The organism is Methylobacterium sp. Leaf111 (genome assembly GCF_001423285.1).
GTDB lineage: Bacteria > Pseudomonadota > Alphaproteobacteria > Rhizobiales > Beijerinckiaceae > Methylobacterium.
On record NZ_LMNE01000003.1, the window covers coordinates 89,520 to 110,929 of the forward strand.

Sequence of the window (21,410 nt, forward strand, 5' to 3'; positions counted from 1 at the left end):
CATCGGACCGCACATGACCGAGCCCGCGCCTCCAGGCCGCGGTCGCGTCCTCTACATCGACGACGACCCTGGCCTGGGGCGGCTCGTGCAGCGCGCCCTCGCGGCGCGGGGCTACGCCGTGGAGCTCGCCCTCGACGGCGATGCCGGACTGGCGCGTCTTGGGCAGGGCGGCATCGACGTCGTCGCCCTCGATCATCACATGCCCGGCCAGACCGGCCTCGACATCCTGCCGGCCATCCGCGCCCTGCCGGAGGCGCCGCCGGTGGTCTACGTCACCGGCTCGGAGGACAGCCGCGTCGCGGTGGCGGCCCTGAAGGCGGGGGCCGTCGACTACGTCTGGAAGGACCTGCAGGGCCAGTTCCGCGAGCTCCTCGGCGAGGCCATCGATACCGCTCTGCGACAGGAGGCTCTGCGGCGGGACAAGGAGCGGGCCGAGCAGGCGGTGCGGGAGGCGCGCGACCGGGCCGAGATCATGCTGCGGGAGGTGAACCACCGCGTCGCCAACTCGCTGGCGCTGGTGGCGGCCCTGACCCACATGCAGACCAACGCGGTGACGGACCCGGCGGCGAAGGCCGCGCTCCAGGAGATGCAGGCCCGGATCTCGGCGATCGCGGGTATCCACCGCCGGCTCTACACCTCCGACGACGTGGAGGCGGTGGACCTCGACGCCTATCTGGCGAGCCTCGTGGAGGAGCTCCAGGCGGCCATGAAGGCGGCCGGGCGCGACCACGCCATCCGCCTGGACGCGGCGCCGGTGCGGCTCGCCACCGACAAGGCCGTCTCGGTCGGCGTCGTGGTCACCGAGCTCGTGACCAACGCCTACAAATACGCCTATCCTCCTGAGGCGTCAGGGGAAATTCGGGTCTCCATCGCTCGGCAGGGCAGCGATGGCCTGACTTTGACCGTGGAGGATGACGGCATCGGCTGGACCGGCGAGGGCCAGCCGCGGGGCACCGGCCTCGGCTCCCGGATCATCCGGGCGATGGCGACGAACCTGCGCTCGGCCCTGGTCTATGGCGGCGGTCCGATCGGCACCCGGGCGACGCTCTCCTTCCAGCACTGAGGCGTCCCTAGACCAGCGCGCCCGCGTTCATGATCCCGTCCGGGTCGAGACCGTGCTTGACCGCCGCAATCAGGCGCAGGCGGGCGGGATCCGAGTAGCGATCCAACAGGTCGCGCTTGAAGCGACCGATGCCGTATTCCGCGCTGTATCCGCCACCGTATTCCAGCGCAATCGTGTAGAGGTCGTGGGCAAAACCCGCCTCGATCTCGCGCGTGAACGCGACCCGGTCGCGGCCCGCCGGCACGACGAGGTTGTAGTGCAGGTTGCCGTCGCCGACATGGCCGTAGACCGAGAGCCGGACGTCCGGCAGGCGCTCGGCGAGCAGGGCGGCCCCGCGGGCGAGAAAATCGGTCAGGCGGGAGATCGGCACGGCGATATCGTGCTTGACCGATCCGCCGGCATGCTTCTCCCCCTCGGGAATCGTCTCGCGCACCGCCCAGAAGGCCCGGCGCTGGGTCTCGGACTGGGCCAGCACCGCGTCGACCACCCAGCCCCGTTCCATCAGGGCCTCCAAGCATCCCATCAGCACGTCGTCGAGGGGGATGCGCTCCGAGGAAGCGGTGAGCTCGAGGAGCACCGCCCCCCCGGGTCCGGCCTTCAAGCCGGTCTCGGCGCCGCGCATCTCCGTGACGAGGCCGAGGGAGGAGGCGGAGATCAGCTCGAAGGTCGAGGCGAGGTCGGAGGTTTCCCGGCGCACCAGGGCGGCCATCTCGGGGATCGGCGCCCCTGCGGCGAGTTCAAGCCAGGCGGTCGCCCGCTGGCCCTGGGCCGGCCAGAGCTTGAGGACGACCCCGGTGATGATGCCCAGCGTCCCCTCGGCACCGATGAAGAGCTGCTTCAGGTCGTAGCCGATGTTGTTCTTGCGCAGGGTCCGCATGTCGGAGAACAGCGTTCCGTCCGGCAGCACCACCTCCAGGCCGAGGACGAGGTCGCGGGCCATGCCGTAGCGCAGGACCTGGAGACCCCCCGCATTGGTGCCGAGGTTGCCGCCGAGGCGGCAGCTGCCTTCGGAGCCGAGGCTCAGCGGCAGGAACAGCCCGTCGGCCTCGGCGGCTTTCTGGGCGTCCGCCAGGATGGTGCCGGCGTCGCAGGAGAGAGTGAAGTTCAGAGGGTCGACGGCGCGGATGCGGGTCATCCGCTCCAGGCTGACCACGAGCTGGCGCCGGCCCGGCTCCGGCGTCGCTCCGCCGACATAGCCGGTGTTGCCGCCCTGGGGCACGAGGCCGAAGCCCTGGGCCCGGGCGAGCCCGACGAGCGCCTGGACCTCCTCCACGCTGCGCGGGCGCAGCACGGCGGGGGTCTCGCCCAGCATCAGGTCGCGCTGGTCGCGGGTGTAGCGCCCGGTCAGGGCGGGGTCGGTGAGGAGCCCGCCGGAGCCCAGCAGGGCCTCGAAGGGGGCGAGGGCGTCGCGGTCCGGCAGGGATTCCGGCATGGGGGAGACTTTTCCTGGCTGAGGTCGCGCGGGTTCGATCGTCGGGGACGGACCATGTCGTGCGGCCGCCCCGAAAGGAAGCACCCGGCTTTCAACGGGGGCGGAGGTGTCAGCCCCGTGACGAACCCGGCAACTCAGCCGTTGCGGAAGGTATAGCTGTAGCCGTTGAGCGCCGGGGCGCCGCCCAGATGGGCGTAGAGCACCTTCGACCCCTTGGGGAAGAAGCCCTTCTGCACGAGGTCGATCATGCCCTGCATCGACTTCCCCTCGTAGACGGGGTCGGTGATCATGCCTTCCAGGCGCGCCGAGAGGCGGATGGCCGCGACCGTCTCCTTCGAGGGCACGCCGTAGACCGGGTAGGCGTAGTCCGCGTTGAGCACGATGTCGTCGGCGGTGATGGCCGGGGCGCCGATGAGCTCGGCGGTGTTGCGGGCGATCTCCAGCACCTGCGCCTTGGTCTGGGCCGGGGTGCAGGAGGCGTCGATTCCGATGACGTTGCGGGCGCGCCCGTCGGCGGCGAAGCCCACCACCATGCCGGCATGGGTGGAGCCGGTGACGGTGCAAACCACGACGTAGTCGAAGCGGAGACCCATCGCGGCCTCCTGGGACCGGACCTCCTCGGCGAAGCCGACGAAGCCGAGGCCGCCGAACTTGTGCACCGAGGCGCCGGCCGGGATCGCGTAGGGCTTGCCGCCCTTGGCCTTCACGTCTTCGATGGCCTTCGTCCAGCTCTCGCGGATGCCGATGTCGAAGCCGTCCTCCACGAGCTGGGTCTCCGCGCCCATGATGCGCGACAGCATGATGTTGCCCACCCGGTCGTAGACGGCGTCCTCGTGGGGCACCCAGGCCTCTTGGATCAGCCGGCACTTCATGCCGATCTTGGCGGCCACCGCCGCCACCATGCGGGTGTGGTTGGACTGGACGCCGCCGATGGTCACCAGGGTGTCGGCCCCGCTCGCGATGGCGTCGGGCACGATGTATTCGAGCTTGCGCAGCTTGTTGCCGCCAAAGGCCAGACCGGAATTGCAGTCCTCGCGCTTGGCGTAGATCAGCACGTCGCCGCCGAGATGGGCGGTCAGGCGGGGCAGGTGCTCGATCGGGGTCGGGCCGAAGGTGAGGGGATAGCGCTCGAATTGCGACAGCATGGGCGGGGTCCTTCGTGGTCAGCCCGGAAACGCTAGCAAAGAGGCCGCGAAAGGTGCTCTCGAAATCGGGGTTTGGATTTTGCAATGTTCGGCTTGCAGCTCGTCGCGACGGACATTGCTTTCGTCGATAGTGCCCCTGGCGAAAGGATCTTCCATGGACGCAGGTCTGGACCGCATGGACCTGAAGATCCTGCGCCTGCTCCAGGCCGACGGGCGCATGGGCAATGCCGAGATCGCCAAGCGGGTGAACACCAGCGCGGCGACCTGCCACCGGCGCATCCAGCGCCTGTTCGACGAGGGCTACGTCCGGGGCGTACGGGCGCAGATCGCGCCGGAGAAGGTCGGGCGCGGCTCCCTGGTGATGGTGGGCGTGGTGCTGGACCGCTCGACACCGGAGAGCTTCGCCGCCTTCGAGGCCGCGGCCCGGGCCATGCCGATGGTGCTCGACTGCCACCTCGTGGCCGGCGATTTTGACTACTTCCTGAAGATCCGCGTCTCCGACATGGCGGATTTCAACCGCCTCCACAGCGCGACCCTGATCGCCCTGCCGGGAGTCCGCCAGACCCGGACCTTCTTCGTGATGAAGGAGGTGGTGGACAATGCGCCGCTGGACTTCTGAGACGCGTGGCGACGGGGTGGTGCGGCTTGTCGGGAAGGCCGCCGCTCCAACAGAGCGGTCCTGTCAGAGCCCGGACGTGTTCCCCTCTCCCTTGTGGGGAGGGGTCAGGGGTGGGGGTGGGTCCGCGGGCCTCCGCCTGTCGCGGGTCGCGGGTCGCCCAACCACCCCCACCTCCAACTCCGCCCCACAAGGGGGAGGAGGGCTGCGTCGCGCTCACGCTTCCAACCACCGATAAAGGGTCACGCCCATGTCCGACCAACCGCAGGGAATTCCGGAGGCCGTGCGCGCGGGGCGTCCGACGGTCTGGTGCAACCCGCGGGTCCGGCCGGCCGGCGAGATCCTGCCCGGACTCGCCTTCGGCCTCGCCGAGGTGCGCGACGCGGAGGCGCGCTGGCGCAGGTTCGACCCGCTGCTGAAGGCGCTGTTCCCCGAGCTGGAGACCGGGCGGATCGATTCGCCCCTACTGCCGCTGGCCCCCGAGGTCGCGGCCCCTCTCTGCGGCGGCGAGGCACCGGCCGTCTGGGTGAAGGCCGACCACGACCTGCCGGTGACGGGCTGCATCAAGGCGCGCGGCGGCGTCTACGAGGTGCTGGTCACGGCCGAGCGGCTGGCCCTGGCGCGGGGCTGGCTGCGCGCGGGCGAGTCCTACGCGCGCCTGGCCGAGCCCGAGATCCGCGCAGCCTTCGGGGCCTTCACCGTGGCGGTGGGCAGCACCGGCAATCTCGGCTTCAGCGTCGGCGTCATGGCCCGCGCGCTCGGCTTCCAGGTCGAGGTCCACATGTCCCACGACGCCAAGGCCTGGAAGAAGCAGCGCCTGCGCGACATCGGCGCCCGGGTGGTGGAGCATGCGGGCGATTACGGCAGCGCGGTCGCGGCGGCGCGGGACGCCTTCGGGAACCGGGCGGACGCGCATTTCGTCGACGACGAGAGCTCGGTCGACCTGTTCCTCGGCTATGCCGCGGCGGCCTTCGACCTGGAGCGCCAGCTGGCGGCGGCCGACATCCCGGTCGATGCCGCGCATCCCCTGGTGGTCTACCTGCCCTGCGGGGTCGGGGGGGCGCCGGGGGGCGTCACCCTCGGGCTGAAGCTCCTGTTCGGCGACGCGGTGCACTGCGTCTTCGTCGAGCCCGTCGCCGCACCCTGCATGCTGGTGCAGCTCGCCGCCGGGCTCGACCGGCCGGTCAGCGTCTACGACGTCGGCCTCGACAACCGCACCGCCGCCGACGGCCTCGCGGTGTCGAGCGCCTCGCTCCTCGTCGCCGGCACCGTCGGCCCGCTCGTCGCGGGAATCGTCACGGTGACGGATTCCGCGCTCTTCGCCGGGGTCCGCGACCTCTGGCAGTGGGCGGCCCTGCGCCTCGAACCCTCCGCCGCCGCCGCCTTCGCGGCCGTCCGCCCGACGCTCGCGGCCCGGCCGGACTGGCGCGACGCCACCCAGGTGGTGTGGACCACCGGCGGGGTGCTCCTGCCCGAGGCGGAGTTCCAGAAGGCGCTGGCGGCCGCAGGGTGAGGGGGTCGGCCGAGGGGCGGCTCCATCACCCCCCGTGCCCTCCACCTGAAGCACCCCGTCATCCCGGGGCCGCGCAGCGGAACCCGGGATCCAGAAACACAGGTGGTGCAAGGACTTGTACTGTCGGCGGCTCTGGATTCCGGGCTCGCCTTCGGCGCCCCGGAATGACGGTGCGGATTTGTCGGCGATCGGAACGCCCGCAGCTAGTCGGGATCGGAGGCAGGCAGGGGCGGCTCCCCCCGCGGACCCTCGCCCGCATAGGCGTTCAGGATCGACCGCAGCAGGCCCGGGAAGCGGGCCTCTACCTCGTCCCAGCGGGCGTGGTTGCGCATCTCGACGCCGTGGCGCTTGCTGCGGATCAGCCCGGCCTCGCGCAGCACCTTGAAGTGGTTGGAGAGCGAGGATTTCGGGATCACCCGGTCGCCCACCGTCGCGAGCGACGCGCAGGCCTCCACGCAGCCGGCCCGCATGATGTTGGCGAAAATCGCGGCCCGGTTCGGGTCGGCCAGGGCGTGCAGGATCGCACTTGCTTGCAGGTCCTCGGGCGCGGGGTGGAACAGCGGTCTCATGATTTCGACATCTAGGGTCTTGATCTCCGCTTCGGAAGTTCCGAACTTCCGAACTATGGGACGCAAGGCGCCATGGCGGCGCCGGCCCAGGGTCGAAGGATGCTGAGATGTCGAAGCTTCAGGGCAAGGTGGCCGTCGTGACCGGCGCGTCGAAGGGCATCGGCGCGGGAATCGCCACGGCGCTGGCACGGGACGGCGCGGCGGTGGTTGTCAATTACGCCTCGAGTCAGGCGGGCGCCGAGGCGGTGGTGGCGGGGATCACCGCCGCGGGCGGGCGGGCCATCGCGGTCCGGGCGGACGTCTCGAAGGCCGCGGAGGCGCAGGCCCTGATCGAGGCGGCGGTCGCGCAGTTCGGCCGGCTCGACGTGCTGGTCAACAATTCCGGCGTCTATGAATTCGCCGCGATCGAGGAGGTCACGGAGGCGCATTACCGCCGGCTCTTCGACGTCAACGTCCTGGGCGTCCTGCTCGCCTCCGGCGCGGCGGCCAAGCACCTCGGGGAGGGCGGGAGCATCGTCAACATCTCCTCGGCCATCACCCATGTGAGCACCCCGGCCGCCGCGGTCTACAGCGGGACCAAGGGCGCCGTGAACGCGATCTCGGGCGTCCTCGCCAACGAGCTCGCCCCGCGCCGCATCCGGGTCAACACGGTCAGCCCGGGCTACGTGGTCACCGAGGGTACGCACACGGCCGGCATCACCGGCTCGGAGATGGAGGCCGGCTTCGTCGCCCAGACGCCGCTGGGCCGTGCCGGCCACCCGGGCGACATCGCCGACGTCGTCGCCTTCCTGGCCTCGGACGAGGCCCGCTGGCTCACCGGCGAGAACATCACCGCCAGCGGCGGCATCCGCTGAACGGTCCGGCCTCGGGCGCCCCGACGGGGCGTTGCGAGGCCGGCCCGCTCAGAGGCCCGGCGGCGCCCAGATCGGCAGGGAAGCGGCGTCGACGGCGCGGGGGAGCAGGCCCTCGGCGCGGAAGGCGTCCGCGATGGTCTGCTGCTCGGCGAGGGCGGCGTGGGTGACGGGCTCGACCTGGTAGCTGCGCCGGGCATTCGCCTGCCGGACGATGGCCGGGTCGAGCTTCCACAGGGCGCCGAGCCGGGCGGCGGCGGCGTCCGGGTTGGCCTTCACCCAGGCCCCGGTCTCGCGCAGCTTGCCGAAAAGCAGCGCGAGCACGTCCGCGCGCTGCGTCGCATAGTCGGCCCCGGCAAGGTAGTAGCGCTTGTACTGGGACAGGCCGGTGCCGTCGCGCAGGACGCGGGCGCCGGTCTGCTGCTCGGCCGCCGACAGGAACGGGTCCCAGGCGACCCAGGCCTCGACGCTGCCGCTGGCCAAGGCCGCGCGCCCGTCCGACGGCGTCAGGTAGGCCGGGCTGATCGCCTTGAAGGGCAGTTTTTCGGCCGCGAGGGCGGCCAGGAGCAGGTAGTGGCTGCCGGCCCCCTTGGTCACCGCGACCTTGCGGCCCTTCAGGTCGGCCACCGTCCTGATCGGCGAATCGGCCGCGACCAGGATCGCCTGCGCGGTCGGCGAGGCCGCCTCCTGGGCGATGTAGGCGATCCGCGCCTGGGCGGCCTGGGCGAAGATCGGCACGGTATCGGCCACATCCGCCGACACGTCGATCTGCCCAGCATTCAGGGCCTCCATGATCGGCAGGCCGCTGGTGAACTCGTGCCACGTGACGGTGACGTTCAGCGGCGCCAGGGCCTTCTCCAGGGCGGACTCCTCCTTCAGCAGGGCGATCAGCGTCGAGGATTTCTGGAAACCGATGCGGAGTTTGCCCCCCTCGGCGGCCCGGCCGGGGGCGAGGGTCAGGGCGAACAGGCTGAGCGCGGCGGCGCGCAGCGCGTGGCGGCGATGGATCATGGGGTCTCGTCTCGTCAGGGATGCTTGTGGATGGGGTCGACCCAGTGGACCGTCTCGGGCCGCTCGACGGGCTCGACCTCGGTGATGTTGACCACCACGGCCTCGTTGTCGGAGCGCACGAGGACGCAGTTCAGGGGCTGGTCCGGATCGGCGTTGATCTCCTGGTGCGGCACGTAGGGCGGCACGAAGATGAAGTCGCCGGGGCCGGCCTCGGCCACGTATTCGAGCCGGTCACCCCAGCGCATCCGGGCGCGGCCCGAGACCACGTAGATCACGCTCTCCAGGGCGCCGTGGTGGTGGACGCCGGTCTTGGCGTCGGGGGCGATCGCCACGGTGCCGGCCCAGATCTTCTGGGCGCCGACCCGGGCTTGGTTGATCGCCGCCTGCCGGAACATGCCCGGCGTCTGGGCCGTGTTGGCGTCGAGCTTGTCGCCCGGGATCACCCGCACGCCGTCGTGCTTCCAGCGCTCGGCCTGGGCTTCGTGGTGGTCGTCATGGCTGTGGTCATGGCTGTGGTCATGGGGATGGTCGTGGTCGCCGTGCATGGCTCGCCTCTCGCGCTTTGGGTCGCGGCTCATCGTACCGCAGCGGCGCCCGGTTCGAAGCTGCGATCGAGGATCGCCGCGGCCTTCGGCGCGCGGGCCTGCGGGATCAGCCCGGAGCGGACGTAGAGGTCGATGTTGCGCTGCTCGTCGGCGATGACGGCCTCGTCGATCGGCACGGCCCGGTACTGCGCCCGGGCGAACCAGCGCAGGGGCACCGCCTCGGGCAGGCCGATGAGCTTCGACCAGACGGCGGCGTAGGGGGCGGGATCCTTCAGGGCCCAGTCCCGGGCCGCCACGAGGCGCCGGCCGAAATCGGCGAGCTGCGCCCGCTTGGTCGTCAGGGCGGCGTCGCTCGCCACCGCGAAGCTCAGGCCCGGGGTGATGCCGTTGCCGTCCCGGACCACCCGGGCGAGGCCGGCGAGCTCGGCGGTGGAGGTGTAGGGCTCCCAGGTCGCCCAGGCGTCGACGCTGCCGCTGGCGAGCGCGATCTTGGCGTCCGCCGGCGGCAGGAACCGCAGGGTCACGGCGCTGGCCGGCAGGCCCGCCTCTTCGAGGGCCGCGAGCACGACCTGATGGCCGATGGAGCCGCGGTTGGTGGCGATGCTCTTCCCCTTCAGGTCCGCGACCGTCCGGATCGGCGAATCCTTCGCCACCAGGATGGCGAGGCCGTCCTGCCGGTTGCGGAAGGCGAGGAAGGCCTTCACCGGAACCCCGGCCGCGGCCGCGAAGGTGAAGGGCGCGTCGCCCACCCCGCCGGCATCGATCGCCCCGGCATTGAGCGCTTCCAGCAGGGGCGCGGCGGCGGGAAACTCGCTCCAGTCGAGGCGGTAGGGCAGGTCGGCCAGCACGCCGGCCGCCTCCATCAGGGCGCGGGCATTGCCGCGCTGGTCGCCGACGCGCAACACGGCGTCGTCGGCGCGGGCGAGACCGGCGAGGGCCAGAAGCGCTAGGGCCGCGAGACGAAACCGCATCACGCCGCCTCCGCCCGGGGACCGCGCCGGGCCAGCAGCCGGCGCACCGCCGGGATCAGGGTGCGGCCATACGCGAGGGCGTCCTCCAGGGGGTCGAAGCCCCGGATCAGGAAGGTGCGCACGCCGAGGTCGTGATAGGCCAGCAGCGCCTCGGCGACCTGCTCGGGCGTGCCGACCAGGGCTGTGGAATTGCCGGACGCCCCGGTCTCCCGGGCGATGGCGGTGTAGAGCCGCGTGTCGAGGCGGTTCCCTTGCGCCGCTGCGGCCAGGAGGCGGCGCGAACCCTCGTTCTCCGGGGTCGCCGCCGGGCCGAGCCCCTGCGCGGCCCGGGTAGCGCGGGTCCGGGCCAGGATGTCCTCCGCCCGGGCCCAAGCGGCCTCCTCGGTGTCGGCCAGGATCGGCCGGAACGACAGGCTGAAGCGCGGGGACCGCCCGTGGGGCGCCGCCGCGGCCCGGACCGTCCGAATCGCCTCGCGGACCTGGTCCAGGCTCTCGCCCCAGAGGGCGTAGGTGTCGGCGTGCCGGCCCGCCACCGCGATGGCGGCGGGCGAGGCGCCGCCGAAATAGACCGGGATGCCCCGCGGATCGACCGGCTTCACCTCCGAGAAGCCGCCCGCGACCCGGTAATGCGCACCGGCGAAATCGAAGGGGCGCGCGGCCGTCCAGGCCTGCCGGGCGATGCCCAGGAACTCGTCGGTGCGCGCGTAGCGCTGGTCCTTGGTCAGGTGGTCGCCGTCCCGGGCCAGCTCGCGGTCGTCGCCGCCGCTGATCGCGTGGAGCGCGACGCGCCCGCCGGTGAGCTGGTCGAGGGTGGCGAACTGGCGCGCCGCCACGGTGGGCGCGGTGAAGCCCGTGCGGTGGGCGATCATCAGGCCGATGCGCTCCGTCACCGCCGCGACCTGCGCCGCGAGCAGGAGCGCGTCGGGCGCCGTGGCGTAGAAGGCCACCAGGATGCGGTCGAACCCGCCCCATTCATGGGCCTGGGCCAGCAGGCGCAGGTAGTCCCGGTCGATGGCCGGGCCCGTAGGCGCGTGGATCTCCGACTGTTCGCGGGGGGCGGCGAAGCCGATGAACTCGACGGCGTCCGGTTCGAGGAAGCTCATGACGTCCCTCTCAAGGGTTATGTGTCGGCGACGGGCGGCCGGGCGCGGCCAGGGCTCGCCGAGCCACCTCCATCGTCCCGTTCACTGCTCCGCGAGTCAACGAGAACGTTCTTTTTAAAGAACTAACCGATGGAGGAGACCATCCCACGCCGCATCGGCATCCTGGAATATCCTGCGTCTATTTTCACCGCAGCCTCCGTTTTGGCGAAAATCGCCGCATGCCTTCCGACCGCGTCGTCGCCCGAATACGCGCTTGTTCTCTAAAACGAACGTCCGTAAGAGCCCGGTGGAGTACCACCCGGGAGCCCATCGCCATGACGTCCACCCACCGGCCGCTTCCCATTGCGATCATCGGCGGCGGCTTCAGCGGCCTGATGGCGGCGGAACAGCTGCTGCGCGCGCTGCCGGTGGACCGCCCCGTGCTGCTCTGCGAAGGCAGCCGCCCCTTCGGCCTCGGGCTCGCCTACGCCACCCCCAACCCGGACCATCTCCTGAACCTTCGGGCGAGCCAGATGAGCGCCGACCCGGAGCGGCCCGAGGACTTTGCGGACTGGCTGGCATGCACGCCCCTGGATGCGGCGGAGCGGCAGGGAATTCGCGAGACCGAGGCCGGCACCTTCGCGGCGCGCGGGCTCTACGGTCGCTACCTCGCCGAGCGCTGGGACCGCGTGGCGGCTGGGGCCGGCGACCGGCTGATCCCCCTGCGCGCGGCGATCTGCGACGTGGAGCCGGTGCCGGAGGGCTTCCGGCTGCACGGCGCGGGCGCGCCGCCCCGGCTCGTGGCGGGCCTGGTCCTGGCGATGGGCAACCTTCCGGGCCCGGCGCTCGCGCCGGGCCGGCACCGGCTCGATCCGTGGCACCCGGAGGCGTTCGGCACCCTCGACCCGGCGCGCGACGTGCTGGTGATCGGCACGGGCCTGACCATGATGGATTCGGTGGCGGCCCTGCGCCGCGAAGGGTTCGCCGGCCGCATCGTCGCCGTGTCCCGCCGGGGGCTGCTGCCGAAGCCCCACGCCGCCGTCCCGGCGGGCCGGCGGCCCGACTTCACTCCCGAGATCCGCGGCTCGGCGCGCAAACTCGTCGCCGCCATCCGGCGTGCGATCACGACGGCCCGGGAGGCCGGCGACGACTGGCGCGGGGTCATCGACGCCCTGCGCCCGATCACCGACGCCCTCTGGGCCGGGCTGCCGCGTGCCGAGCAGGCGCGAATCCTGCGCCATGTTCGCCCCTACTGGGACGTGCACCGCCACCGCACGGCGCCCCCGGCGGCGGAGGCGATCGCGGCCGAAATCCGCAGCGGCGGCCTCGTGGTCCGGGCCGGGCGCATCCTCGCCATCGCCGAGGCGCCGGATGGGGCGGTGGTGACGCTGCGCCCGCGCGGCACCGACGGACGCGAGCGGATCGCGGTCCAGGGCATCCTCGACGCCACCGGCTTCAGTCGGCTCGCCGAGACCGACGACCCGCTGATCCGCAACCTGCTGGCGCGCGGCCTCGTCCGGCCGGGCCCGTTCGGCCTCGGCATCGCGGCGAGCCCCGGGGGCCGGGTCGCTGGCGCGTCGCACGACGCCCCGATCTGGGCCTTCGGGCCGATGCTGCGCGGCGTGGTCTGGGAATGCATCGCGGTGCCGGACATCCGCGACGCGGCCCGCCCCCTGGCCCGGGCGGTGGCCGACCAGCTCGGCGACCGCCTGGCCGCCTGAGCCTTTCGCCGAAACGGTCTTCGGTGCGACGCCCCTCTCCGCCGCGCCGGATCTTTAGGAGCACATTCCCGGGCGATGCGGCTATCGTCTCTTCCATCGGCCGCACGGATACGCCGACGATCGGAGCCGACGCCATGAGCCAGCCGTCCCAGCATCACCGCCACCGCACCTTCCGCCCCGCCCCCTGTCGCCGCTGCGTAGGACGCGACGCGACGCAGACAGGGCAACAGTTCGGCGGGAATGACGACCATGAGCTTTCACACCACAGCCTTTGAGCCGACCGGGGCCGCGAACCCCGCGATCCTGGCCGGACCGCACAACGTCCGGCGAAGCTACGGCCGGGCGGCCGCCGCCGCGGCGATCGAGAACGGGCTCCTGCCGCACGAACTCGCCGAGGTCCTGGCCGGCCGCAGCGTGGTCGAGGCCTTCCCGGTCGCCTGGCGCGAGAGCGTGTCGGACTACGCCGACCGGGCCGTCGCCGAGATGATGGTGGCCTATTTGAGCCAGCCCGTCGCCTGAGGAGCGGGCGCGTCGACGGCCGCCCGGCGCATCCCTATCCGGCCGTTCTCCGGGCGCGGGTGTGCAGCAGGTTGAGGATCAGCGCGGTCCAGCCCGTCTGGTGCGAGGCGCCGAGGCCGCGGCCGGTGTCGCCGTCGAAGAACTCGTGGAACAGCAGGGCCTCCTCGGCGCCGGGGGCGGGGGGGATCGGCGGCCGGTCGCCGAAGGCCGGGCGGCGGCCCTCCGCATCCTTGGTGAACAGGGCGATCAGCCGGTCCTCCAGGGCGTCCGCGATGGCGGCCAGGGTCCGGTGGTCGCCGGAGCCGGTGGGGTACTCCACCAGGAAGTCGTCGCCGTAATAGGTGTGGAAGCGGCGCAGGGCCTCGATGATGAGGTAGTTCATCGGCATCCAGACCGGCCCGCGCCAGTTCGAGTTGCCGCCGAACATGTTCGAGGTGGAATCCGCCGGGTCGTAGCGCACCGTGAAGGAGGCGCCGAATTCGTTCAGCGCGTAGGGCTGGTCGCGGTGGGCCTTCGACAGGGAGCGGATGCCGTGGGCCGAGAGGAACTCGGCCTCGTCGAGCATCCGGCGCAGGAGCGCCTTCATCCGGTGGCCGCGCAGGAGCGACAGCAGCTTGCGGTCCTGCACGCCGCCCTCGTCCCAGCGGGAGACGAGGCAGGCGAGGTGCGGGCGGTGCTCCAGGAGCCAGTTCAGGCGCCGCGCGAAATCGGGCAGGCGCTGCAGCACCCAGGGCTCGATCACCTCGACGGCGAAGAGCGGCACCAGGCCGACCACCGAGCGGACCCGCAGGGGCAGCATGCCGCCGCCGGGGATGTCGACCTCGTCGTAGTAGAACGCGTCTTCCTCGTCCCAGAGGCCGAAGCCCTCGCCGCCCATGTCGGTCATCGCCTCGGCGATGAGCAGGAAGTGCTCGAAGAACTTCGAGGCGGTGCTCTCGTAGACGTCGTTGTGGAGCGCCAGCTCGAGGGCGATGCGCATCATGTTGAGGGCGTACATCGCCATCCAGGCGGTGCCGTCCGCCTGGTGGATGCGGCCGAAGCCCGGCGGCGGGCGCGAGCGGTCGAACACCCCGACATTGTCGAGGCCGAGGAAGCCGCCCTGGAAGACGTTGCGGCCGTCCGCGTCCTTGCGGTTCACCCACCAGGTGAAGTTGATGAGGAGCTTGTGGAACACGCCCTCCAGGAAGGCGAGGTCGCCGCGCCCGCCGCGCCGGTCCCGGTCGATCTCGAAGACCCGGTAGGTGGCCCAGGCATGGACCGGCGGGTTGGCGTCGCCGAACTCCCACTCGTAGGCCGGCAGCTGGCCGTTCGGGTGCATGTACCATTCGCGGGTGAGGAGCAGGAGCTGCTTCTTGGCGAAGTCCGGATCGAGCAGCGCCAACGGCAGGCAGTGGAAGGCGAGGTCCAGGCGGCGAACCAGGGGTATTCCCACTTGTCCGGCATCGAGAGCACGTCCGCTCCGGCGAAGTGGCGCCAATGCGCGTTACGGCCGTTGTCGCGCTCCTTGGGCGGCACCGGCTGCAGCGGGTCGCCCTTGAGCCAGAGCCGGACGTCGTAGGCATAGAGCTGCTTCGACCAGATCAGGCCGGCGGCGGCCTGCCGGTAGATGGCGCGGGAATCGGCATCCCCGATGCCGTCCTGCAGCGCCTCGTAGAAGGCGTCCGCCTCGGCGATCCGGCGATGGACGATGGTGCCCTCGCGGTCCACGGGGCGCAGGCGCGGGCCGGCCGCGAGGCGAAGGGTCACCCGGGTGGTCTCGCCCGGTTCCAACTGGCGGAAGTAGTGCAGTCCGAGCTTGGTGCCGGCATCGCGCCGCACGGCCCCGTCGTCGCCGTCCACGATCGCCGCGTGCAGGCCGTCCTTGAACGGGCCCGGAGCGTCGGGCTCCCAGCCGTGCAGGCGCAGGTTGGTGTCGTTCTCGCAGAACAGCGGGTCGGGATAGCCGTCGAAACTGAGGCGGTAGAGCCCGAGGCGGGGGTGCTCGCAGGCGATGCCGCCGTCGGGGCGCAGGGTGAGGGCCGGGCGCCGGTGCGCCGCCGCCTCGCACCAGGACCAGGTGTTGCGGAACCAGATCTGCGGGATGATGTGCAGGTCCGCCGTCTCGGGGCCGCGGTTCACCGCCGTGATCACCACGTGGATGTCCTCGACGTCCTCCTTGGCGTATTCCACCGTGACGTCGAAGAAGCGGTTCTCGGCGAACAGCCCGGTGTCCTCGATCTCGTATTCCGGCTGGTCACGGCCGCGCTGCAGCCCCTCGCGCACGAGGTCGTCGTAGGGGTAGGGCCCCTGCGGGTAGCGGTAGAGGAACTTCAGGTAGGCGTGGCTCGGGACCGCATCGAGGTAGTGGTAGACCTCCTTGACGTCCTCGCCGTGGTTGCCCTCCTCGTTGGCGAGGCCGAACAGGCGCTCCTTCAGGATGTGGTCGCGCCCGTTCCAGAGGGCGAGGGCGAGGCACATCTGCCCGCGCTCGTCGCAGAGGCCGGCGAGCCCGTCCTCACCCCAGCGATAGGCCCGCGAGCGCGCCTCGTCGTGCGGCAGCGAGCGCCAGGCATTGCCGTCCCGGCTGTAATCCTCCCGCACGGTGCCCCATTGGCGCTCGCTGAGATACGGGCCCCACAGGGACCAGGGCCGCTCGCCGCGCCCCTGCTCGGCGATGCGCCGGCGCTCGGCCCAGCCGTCGAGCTCGCTCATACCCGCCTCACGGTGCCGCGCGCCGGGCGCGCCGCCGTCCCGGTCCGGGGCGGGGCAGGGCGGGCGGAGGGGTCGGCGGTGTGGCGGGGCGGGAGGAGGGCGATCATCAGGTCCGGGGAACTTCGGGGCAGGGGAGTTCGGGGCGGGGAACTTCAGGGCAGGGGATTTCGGAACGGGAGGCGTCTCAGATGCATCATCAGCGCCAAGCCGGCCAGACGCCGTGCCGTTTTCGCATCCGCGGACCCGGGCCCCGGAGGTCACCACATCGTCTGGCGCGCCCGCTCGGCCCAGGACGCGTCGTAGGCCTCGCCGCCGACGCGCCCCCCGCTCAACCCGGCCAGGATCTCGCCGGGGCTCGGCAGGGTCTTCGGATCGACGTGGCTGTCCGGGCGCCACAGGCCCGAGCGAATCAACGCGCGGGCGCATTGGAAGTAGACCTCGCCCACGGTGATCACGAGGGCGGTGCGCGGCGCCTTGCCGTCCACCGCGAAGCTGGCGAGCAGGGCCGGATCGTCCTCCACCACGGCTCGGCCGTTGACCCGCAGGGCGTTGCCGATGCCCGGGATGAGGAACATCAGCCCCACCCGCGGGTCGCGCACGACGTTGCGCAGGCTGTCGATCCGGTTGTTGCCGCGCCGGTCCGGCAGGATCAGCGTGCGGGGATCGGCGACGCGCTCGAAGCCCGGGACATCGCCGCGCGGCGAGCAGTCCAGCCCCTCCGGGCCGACGGTCGCCAGGGCGACGAAGGGCGCGACCGCGATGAAGCGCCCGTAATCCGGGGTGATGTGGTCCGCGACCTTGGTGGTCGAGGCCTCCCCGACGGCCCCGGGGGCTCCGTAGATGCGCTCCAGCTTTTCGATCGTCTCGACGGCCGCCATCGGTTTCCTGTCCCATCCTGGTGATCTGTACGCGCGAAACCTGGCCCCTCATGGAGACGCCTCGTGACGCCGCTGTGTCCGGCGCGACACGGGTCGGCTTTGTCGGTACGACCACCGGCACCGGACGGGCCGGGCCGCGTTGCCCGCTCGCAGCCGCATCCATCCGCACCGGAGACCCGCCCCATGACCCTCAAGATCCTCGCCGCCTCGGCCCTCGTCCTGGCGAGCCTCGGCCCGGTCCAGGCGCAAGGCCTCGTCCAGGGCGCGCAGGAAGGGGCCGCGCGGGGCGAGCTGGCGGCCGGCCCCCTCGGCGCGGTGGTGGGCGGCGCGATCGGCGCCGCCGTCGGCACGGCCAACGGTATCCTCGGCGTCGACCGGCGCGAACGCTTCCGGATCTACGCCAGCGCCGAGCGGCGGCCGTCCTACGCCTATCAGGGCACCGTCCGGGTCGGCGCCGTGCTGCCCGAAGACGGCGTGGTCTACTACGACGTCCCGTCGGAATTCGCGCTGAAGGGCTACAACTACACCATCGTCAACGACCACCCGGTGCTGGTCGAGCCGGGCACCCGCCGCGTGGTCGAAGTCATCGACTGACCCGCGCCGGAGCGCGTCGGCCGAACAGGCCCGAACGGTACCTGCGGGGAGGGGCCGGCCGCGATGGGGGAATCAGGCGGCGAGGCGGTCGTCCGCTTCCCGCAGGAGCGGGATGGCCGCCGCGGGGGCGGAGGGCTTCGGCCGCCACGCCGCGTCGAGGCTGAGGAGGGCGGCCCGGACCTCGTCCAGGCACGAGGGCTCCCCCTCCGCCATGCCCTCGGAGGCCGCCACCTCCTTGAGGTGTTCGTCCCAGGCCCAGCGCCGCAGGATCTCCCGCTTGACGCCGCGCATCAGGCGCGGGTGATCGAGGACGGCCCGGACGGTGCCGAACACCGCGGCCGGGTTGACGAGGGCACGCTCCCAGTCCGGGTCGCGGCGTCCAGGGTCCGGAGCTACGGGCGGCGACCTGTGTCCGACGGCGAGGATGGTGTCACGCATGGGGGTCTCGCGCTCCAATCAGGCACCGAGCGGCGCCGCGGCCTGCACGGCGACGCTGGCGGCGAGGATCACCAGGGCCACATCCCAGGCGGTCACATGCCAGGCAGTGACGTCCCAGGGCGTCGCGCGCCGGGTATCGCCGGGTGCGTCGTCCCCGGTGATCGCCACGGCGAGCCAGACATAGCCGGCGCCCGTGAGGAGCCCTGCCAGGGTCGCGCCCGCCAGGGCCGGCCCGGCCAGCCACGCCCGCAGGAGCACGGCGAGCCCGACGCAGAGGCCTGTTGTGACGACCCCGTCGACAAGGCGCGTCACGTCGGCGCCGTGCCACGGCATCCCGGCCCGGCGGTGCCCGTCCGGCCGATGGGGCGGGCTTTTCAGCGGAAAGGTCGGCATGCCGCACCTCCGCCCTCAGTTCAGACCGTCCGCCGCAGCGGCCTCGCCCGCCTGGCCGTCGCGGGCGCAGATCCCCGCCACCGGTACCGCGTCTAGGGCCTGGAGCGCGGCCAGCACCGCGTCGAGGGGCACCGGCTCGGCCCGGCAGCCCTCGAGGCACCGCAGGGCCGGGCAGGACTCGACGGCGCGCGAATCCGAGGCCCAGGAGGCCAGGACGGCGCGCTTCTCGGCGAGCGACAGGCCCGGATAGGTCAGCACCTCGCGCGGGTGCCGGAAGACGTCGCCCGGCGCGACGAAGGCCTCGAACGGATCGACGGCCGTCGCCCGGAGGGTCGCCGAGGCCAGCGGCCCCAGGCGCTCGATGGGTGTGTCCAGCAACTGCATGACATCCTCCTCTTCGTGAGCAAGGGTCTCTTCGTGAGCAAGAGTCTCTGGGTGAACGGGGATCTCCTCGGGAGCGCGGGATCGGCGGGCGCGACCCGAGGGTCCGCGCCCGCCGCGTCAGGCCGCCCGGGCTCGGGCGCCGGTCAATGGGCCGTCCCGGTCTGCACGCCGCCGGTGATCGCAATGCGGCGCGCCGAGGCCGGAACCTGGGCCGAGCGGGGCAGGGTCACGCTGAGGACGCCGTTCCGGACGGTAGCCTCCGCCTTGTCCTCCTCGACCGCGAACGGCAGCGCGATCGTCCGCTCGAAGCGGCCGTAGGCGCGCTCCGTGTAGCCGCGGGCCGCGTCGCTCGTCTCCGAGCGCTTCTCGCCGCGCAGTGTGAGGACACCGTCCTCGATCAGCACCTCGACATCCTTCTCGTCGAGGCCCGGCAGCTCGGCCGAGACCCGCAGGCCCTGGTCCGTCTCGACGAGTTCGACGCTGGGCCAGCCGGCGGCGCCCCGGCCGAGGGCGGAGGCGCCGTTCAGGCCGCTGAAGACGTCGTCGAACAGGCGGTTCATCTCGCGGTGGAGGGTCAGGACGGGGCTCAGCGGCTCGGACCGCATCGGCCCGAGCACGGCGGCCTCCGCGTTGCGCGTCCAGGGAAGAAGATCTCTCACACTCATGGTGCACTCCATCAGCAGGGTTGACGTCCAAAGATTTTTCGCGGGCCCGGAGGTCTTCACGGCACCACGGGTCCGCGAGGGATCGGATGTCCGAACGGGGCTGGATTCGGATCGCGCGGCGACCGGGCGGGGCATCAGGCGGCCTCGGGCTGTCCCTGGCCGTGGGTGCTCTCGCCTGTCCGTGGGCTTTCGACGCTCCGAGCGCCGGGCTCTTGCGTTTCCCTTGGCTCGGGTTCCCCGATCCGGGCCGGCGCGTTATCCTGTCCGACGGCGCCCGGGGCCCCGCCGATGGCGATGCGGCGCGCCTTGAGAGCCTCGGGAACCGCGCGCCTGAGGTCGACGGTGAGCAGCCCGTTCTCCAGGGACGCCCCGAGCACGGTGACGTGTTCGGCGAGGTTGAAGGTCTGGCGGAACGACCGAGACGCGATTCCCCGGTGGAGATACTGCCGCTCGCCCTCCGGGCCCGTCTTCTGGCCGGAGACCAGCAGGGTGGTGTCGTGCTGGACGAGGTCGATCTCGTCCGGCGTGAAGCCGGCCACCGCCATGGTGATGCGATAGCTGTCCTCGGCGGCCTTCTCGATGTTGTAGGGCGGCCAGGCCGTCGAGGCCTCGACCCGTTCGGCCTGGGTCAGCAGATCGAACAGCCGGTCGAAGCCGACCGAGGACCGGAACAGGGGTGACACATCGTAAGTCCTCATGACCACATCCTCCGTTGAGCAACGTGCTGACGAGGGACGCCGGACGCGTGCGCCGGCGCCCTGATCGCGGGCCATCAAGCCCCGCACGCGCGAAACGTCGTCGCCTGCATGCGGTTCCGGGCCGCGATCGATTTTTCTAGGATTCGGTCCGCCCGGCACGGCGCCGGGGTCGCAGCCTGCACGACGAGCGGCCTGATGGGGGTAGAGACGCTGGCCAGCGGCCTCGGGGTGACCCTGCTCGGGCGCTCCTTCTTGCAGGCGGGCTTGCGGATCCTGCGGGCTCCCGAGCCTTGGCCGGCCCCGTCAATAACCGAGGTCGTTCTGATCGGTGAGGACCGCGGAGGCGCGCTCATGCGCCCCCTCATCGCCTTTCTGACCGAAAGCCTCGCGGGCAGCGACGCCCTCTCCCCGGCGGCCTGAGACCGGTCGGGAACGACGGCTGGCCCTGGGCGGCGGCCTCCCGTAAGTCTCCGGCCAGGATCGCTCACAGGGAGACGTTGCGATGAAGGTCGCCGTGATGGGGGCGGGGTCGGTCGGCTGCTATTACGGCGCCCTGCTGGCGCGCGCCGGGGCCACCGTCACCCTGGTCGGACGGGCGGTCCACGTGGACGCGATCCAGGCGCGCGGCCTCCTCCTGGAGACCGCGGCCGGGCAGGAGGCGGTGCGCCTGCAGGCCACGACCGGAGCGGCAGGGGTGGCCGGCGCCGACGTGGTGCTGGTCTGCGTCAAGTCCGGTGACACCGAGACGGTCGGCCGGACGATCGCCCCGTTCCTGACGCCCGACGCAGCGGTGCTGAGCTTCCAGAACGGCGTCGACAACCCCGAGCGGCTCCAGGCGGTGCTCGGCCGGCCGGTGGTGCCGGTGGCGGTCTACGTTGCGACCGGGATGCCGGGGCCCGGCCATGTCCGGCATTACGGCCGCGGCGATGTGGTGATGGGCCCGTTCCCCCGCAGCGCCGAGGTGACCGCGCTCTTCGCGGCCGCCGGCATCCCGACGGAGATCTCCGACCGCGCCCTCGACGCCCTCTCGGGTAAGCTGATCGTCAACTGCGCCTACAACGCCCTCTCGGCGATCACGCGGCTGCCCTACGGCCGGCTTCTCGGAGTACCGGGCATCGACGCCGTGATGACGGACCTCGTGGCCGAATGCGTCGCCGTCGCGCAAGCCTCGAGCATCGCGGTGGCGCCCGACATCCTGATCCAGGTCCTCGCCCTCGCGGCGACCATGCCGGACCAGATCTCCTCCACCGCCCAGGATCTGGCACGAGGCAGTCCCAGCGAGATCGCCCATCTCAACGGGTTCATCCTGCACAAAGGCCAGGCGGCCCGGATCGCCACGCCGGTGAATCAGGCGCTGACGGCGCTGGTTCGGGCGATGGAGATAGCGCAGTAAGGCTGGCCGGATCAATGGTGCTCAGCAGCCGTTCGACGTATCGAAATCACCGGTTGAGCAACTAGAAATCTTCGCGGTCCCACGATGTCCCGCCAACCAGCGACGTGGTTCAGGTCTGCGCCACACTGTGGGGGCATGGTGTGGACATCGCGGAGGGATCGGTGTTCAACATCCACGCAAAATGCCCTGGCCAGTTCGCTAGAGCGTTCTGCAACCTTCGACAGCCCGCGGTTGGGGT

At 71.8% G+C, this 21,410-nt stretch carries 22 protein-coding genes and 1 pseudogene; 9 read left to right on the top strand and 14 right to left on the bottom strand.

Annotated elements, in window-relative coordinates:
* Nucleotides 1–13 precede the first annotated feature (13 nt).
* On the top strand, nucleotides 14–1,063 hold the full coding sequence (locus ASF41_RS05480; RefSeq protein ID WP_056491488.1) for a sensor histidine kinase: 1,050 nt from the start codon (nucleotides 14–16) through the stop codon (nucleotides 1,061–1,063).
* Between the two features lie 7 nt (nucleotides 1,064–1,070).
* Here ASF41_RS05480 and ASF41_RS05485 read toward each other — a convergent pair whose 3' ends face one another.
* Together ASF41_RS05485 and ASF41_RS05490 are read right to left on the bottom strand one after the other, a co-directional pair.
* A complete protein-coding gene (locus tag ASF41_RS05485; RefSeq protein WP_056491490.1) occupies nucleotides 1,071–2,495 on the bottom strand; it encodes an FAD-binding oxidoreductase in 1,425 nt (474 codons plus the stop codon).
* Nucleotides 2,496–2,629: 134 nt separating this feature from the next.
* Nucleotides 2,630–3,640, bottom strand: a complete 1,011-nt coding sequence (locus ASF41_RS05490; protein WP_056491492.1) for a 1-aminocyclopropane-1-carboxylate deaminase — start codon at nucleotides 3,638–3,640, stop codon at nucleotides 2,630–2,632.
* Nucleotides 3,641–3,794: 154 nt separating this feature from the next.
* Here ASF41_RS05490 and ASF41_RS05495 point away from each other — a divergent pair, with 154 nt between their 5' ends.
* Together ASF41_RS05495 and ASF41_RS05500 are read left to right on the top strand one after the other, a co-directional pair.
* The gene (locus tag ASF41_RS05495) at nucleotides 3,795–4,259 is read left to right on the top strand and encodes an Lrp/AsnC family transcriptional regulator (RefSeq protein WP_056491494.1); all 465 of its coding nucleotides are present in this window, start codon (nucleotides 3,795–3,797) and stop codon (nucleotides 4,257–4,259) included.
* Nucleotides 4,260–4,506: 247 nt separating this feature from the next.
* The gene (locus tag ASF41_RS05500) at nucleotides 4,507–5,769 is read left to right on the top strand and encodes a D-serine ammonia-lyase (RefSeq protein ID WP_056491497.1); all 1,263 of its coding nucleotides are present in this window, start codon (nucleotides 4,507–4,509) and stop codon (nucleotides 5,767–5,769) included.
* 203 nt (nucleotides 5,770–5,972) lie between these two features.
* Here ASF41_RS05500 and ASF41_RS05505 read toward each other — a convergent pair whose 3' ends face one another.
* Nucleotides 5,973–6,338, bottom strand: a complete 366-nt coding sequence (locus tag ASF41_RS05505) for a helix-turn-helix transcriptional regulator (RefSeq protein ID WP_056491499.1) — start codon at nucleotides 6,336–6,338, stop codon at nucleotides 5,973–5,975.
* 107 nt (nucleotides 6,339–6,445) lie between these two features.
* On the opposite strand from ASF41_RS05505, the gene ASF41_RS05510 reads away from it, so the two are divergent.
* Nucleotides 6,446–7,192, top strand: a complete 747-nt coding sequence (locus tag ASF41_RS05510) for a glucose 1-dehydrogenase (RefSeq protein WP_056491502.1) — start codon at nucleotides 6,446–6,448, stop codon at nucleotides 7,190–7,192.
* A 48-nt stretch (nucleotides 7,193–7,240) separates the two neighbouring features.
* Here ASF41_RS05510 and ASF41_RS05515 read toward each other — a convergent pair whose 3' ends face one another.
* Genes ASF41_RS05515 through ASF41_RS05530 form a run of 4 tightly spaced genes read right to left on the bottom strand, consistent with a single transcriptional unit; the run spans nucleotide 7,241 to nucleotide 10,819 of the window.
* The gene (locus tag ASF41_RS05515) at nucleotides 7,241–8,200 is read right to left on the bottom strand and encodes an aliphatic sulfonate ABC transporter substrate-binding protein (protein WP_056491504.1); all 960 of its coding nucleotides are present in this window, start codon (nucleotides 8,198–8,200) and stop codon (nucleotides 7,241–7,243) included.
* Between the two features lie 14 nt (nucleotides 8,201–8,214).
* Nucleotides 8,215–8,745 carry a cupin domain-containing protein gene (locus tag ASF41_RS05520; RefSeq protein WP_056491505.1) on the bottom strand — a complete coding sequence of 177 codons (531 nt, stop codon included), beginning with the start codon at nucleotides 8,743–8,745 and terminating at the stop codon, nucleotides 8,215–8,217.
* 29 nt (nucleotides 8,746–8,774) lie between these two features.
* Nucleotides 8,775–9,716, bottom strand: a complete 942-nt coding sequence (locus tag ASF41_RS05525; RefSeq protein WP_056491507.1) for an ABC transporter substrate-binding protein — start codon at nucleotides 9,714–9,716, stop codon at nucleotides 8,775–8,777.
* The gene (locus ASF41_RS05530; RefSeq protein ID WP_056491509.1) at nucleotides 9,716–10,819 is read right to left on the bottom strand and encodes an LLM class flavin-dependent oxidoreductase; all 1,104 of its coding nucleotides are present in this window, start codon (nucleotides 10,817–10,819) and stop codon (nucleotides 9,716–9,718) included. Before ASF41_RS05530 ends, ASF41_RS05525 begins: the two co-directional genes overlap by 1 nt.
* Before the next feature lie 314 nt (nucleotides 10,820–11,133).
* On the opposite strand from ASF41_RS05530, the gene ASF41_RS05535 reads away from it, so the two are divergent.
* On the top strand, nucleotides 11,134–12,519 hold the full coding sequence (locus ASF41_RS05535) for an FAD/NAD(P)-binding protein (protein WP_056491511.1): 1,386 nt from the start codon (nucleotides 11,134–11,136) through the stop codon (nucleotides 12,517–12,519).
* A gap of 249 nt (nucleotides 12,520–12,768) precedes the next feature.
* Nucleotides 12,769–13,038, top strand: a complete 270-nt coding sequence (locus ASF41_RS05540; protein WP_056491545.1) for a hypothetical protein — start codon at nucleotides 12,769–12,771, stop codon at nucleotides 13,036–13,038.
* Between the two features lie 34 nt (nucleotides 13,039–13,072).
* Here the strand turns inward: ASF41_RS05540 and ASF41_RS05545 are convergent.
* Nucleotides 13,073–15,729, bottom strand: a pseudogene (locus ASF41_RS05545) (MGH1-like glycoside hydrolase domain-containing protein).
* Between the two features lie 257 nt (nucleotides 15,730–15,986).
* Nucleotides 15,987–16,607 (bottom strand): pyridoxamine 5'-phosphate oxidase family protein, encoded by a 621-nt coding sequence (locus ASF41_RS05550; RefSeq protein ID WP_056491513.1) that lies wholly within the window; start codon nucleotides 16,605–16,607, stop codon nucleotides 15,987–15,989.
* Between the two features lie 183 nt (nucleotides 16,608–16,790).
* On the opposite strand from ASF41_RS05550, the gene ASF41_RS05555 reads away from it, so the two are divergent.
* Nucleotides 16,791–17,201, top strand: a complete 411-nt coding sequence (locus tag ASF41_RS05555; RefSeq protein ID WP_056212735.1) for a DUF1236 domain-containing protein — start codon at nucleotides 16,791–16,793, stop codon at nucleotides 17,199–17,201.
* Between the two features lie 72 nt (nucleotides 17,202–17,273).
* Here the strand turns inward: ASF41_RS05555 and ASF41_RS05560 are convergent, their stop codons facing one another.
* From ASF41_RS05560 to ASF41_RS05580, 5 genes are all read right to left on the bottom strand, one after another.
* Nucleotides 17,274–17,639, bottom strand: coding sequence for a hypothetical protein (locus ASF41_RS05560; protein ID WP_244479568.1), 366 nt, complete (start codon nucleotides 17,637–17,639; stop codon nucleotides 17,274–17,276).
* Nucleotides 17,640–17,657: 18 nt separating this feature from the next.
* Nucleotides 17,658–18,032 (bottom strand): hypothetical protein, encoded by a 375-nt coding sequence (locus ASF41_RS05565; protein ID WP_056212733.1) that lies wholly within the window; start codon nucleotides 18,030–18,032, stop codon nucleotides 17,658–17,660.
* A 15-nt stretch (nucleotides 18,033–18,047) separates the two neighbouring features.
* Nucleotides 18,048–18,416, bottom strand: a complete 369-nt coding sequence (locus tag ASF41_RS05570; protein ID WP_244479569.1) for a hypothetical protein — start codon at nucleotides 18,414–18,416, stop codon at nucleotides 18,048–18,050.
* A gap of 143 nt (nucleotides 18,417–18,559) precedes the next feature.
* The gene (locus tag ASF41_RS05575) at nucleotides 18,560–19,081 is read right to left on the bottom strand and encodes an Hsp20/alpha crystallin family protein (protein ID WP_056491547.1); all 522 of its coding nucleotides are present in this window, start codon (nucleotides 19,079–19,081) and stop codon (nucleotides 18,560–18,562) included.
* A gap of 134 nt (nucleotides 19,082–19,215) precedes the next feature.
* Nucleotides 19,216–19,779 (bottom strand): Hsp20 family protein, encoded by a 564-nt coding sequence (locus ASF41_RS05580; RefSeq protein ID WP_056491515.1) that lies wholly within the window; start codon nucleotides 19,777–19,779, stop codon nucleotides 19,216–19,218.
* Between the two features lie 195 nt (nucleotides 19,780–19,974).
* Between ASF41_RS05580 and ASF41_RS05585 the strand changes: the two genes are divergently transcribed.
* Complete coding sequence (locus tag ASF41_RS05585) at nucleotides 19,975–20,199, top strand: hypothetical protein (RefSeq protein ID WP_210166977.1); 225 nt, start codon at nucleotides 19,975–19,977, stop codon at nucleotides 20,197–20,199.
* Nucleotides 20,200–20,281: 82 nt separating this feature from the next.
* Nucleotides 20,282–21,172 carry a ketopantoate reductase family protein gene (locus tag ASF41_RS05590; RefSeq protein WP_056491519.1) on the top strand — a complete coding sequence of 297 codons (891 nt, stop codon included), beginning with the start codon at nucleotides 20,282–20,284 and terminating at the stop codon, nucleotides 21,170–21,172.
* Nucleotides 21,173–21,410: the final 238 nt, after the last annotated feature.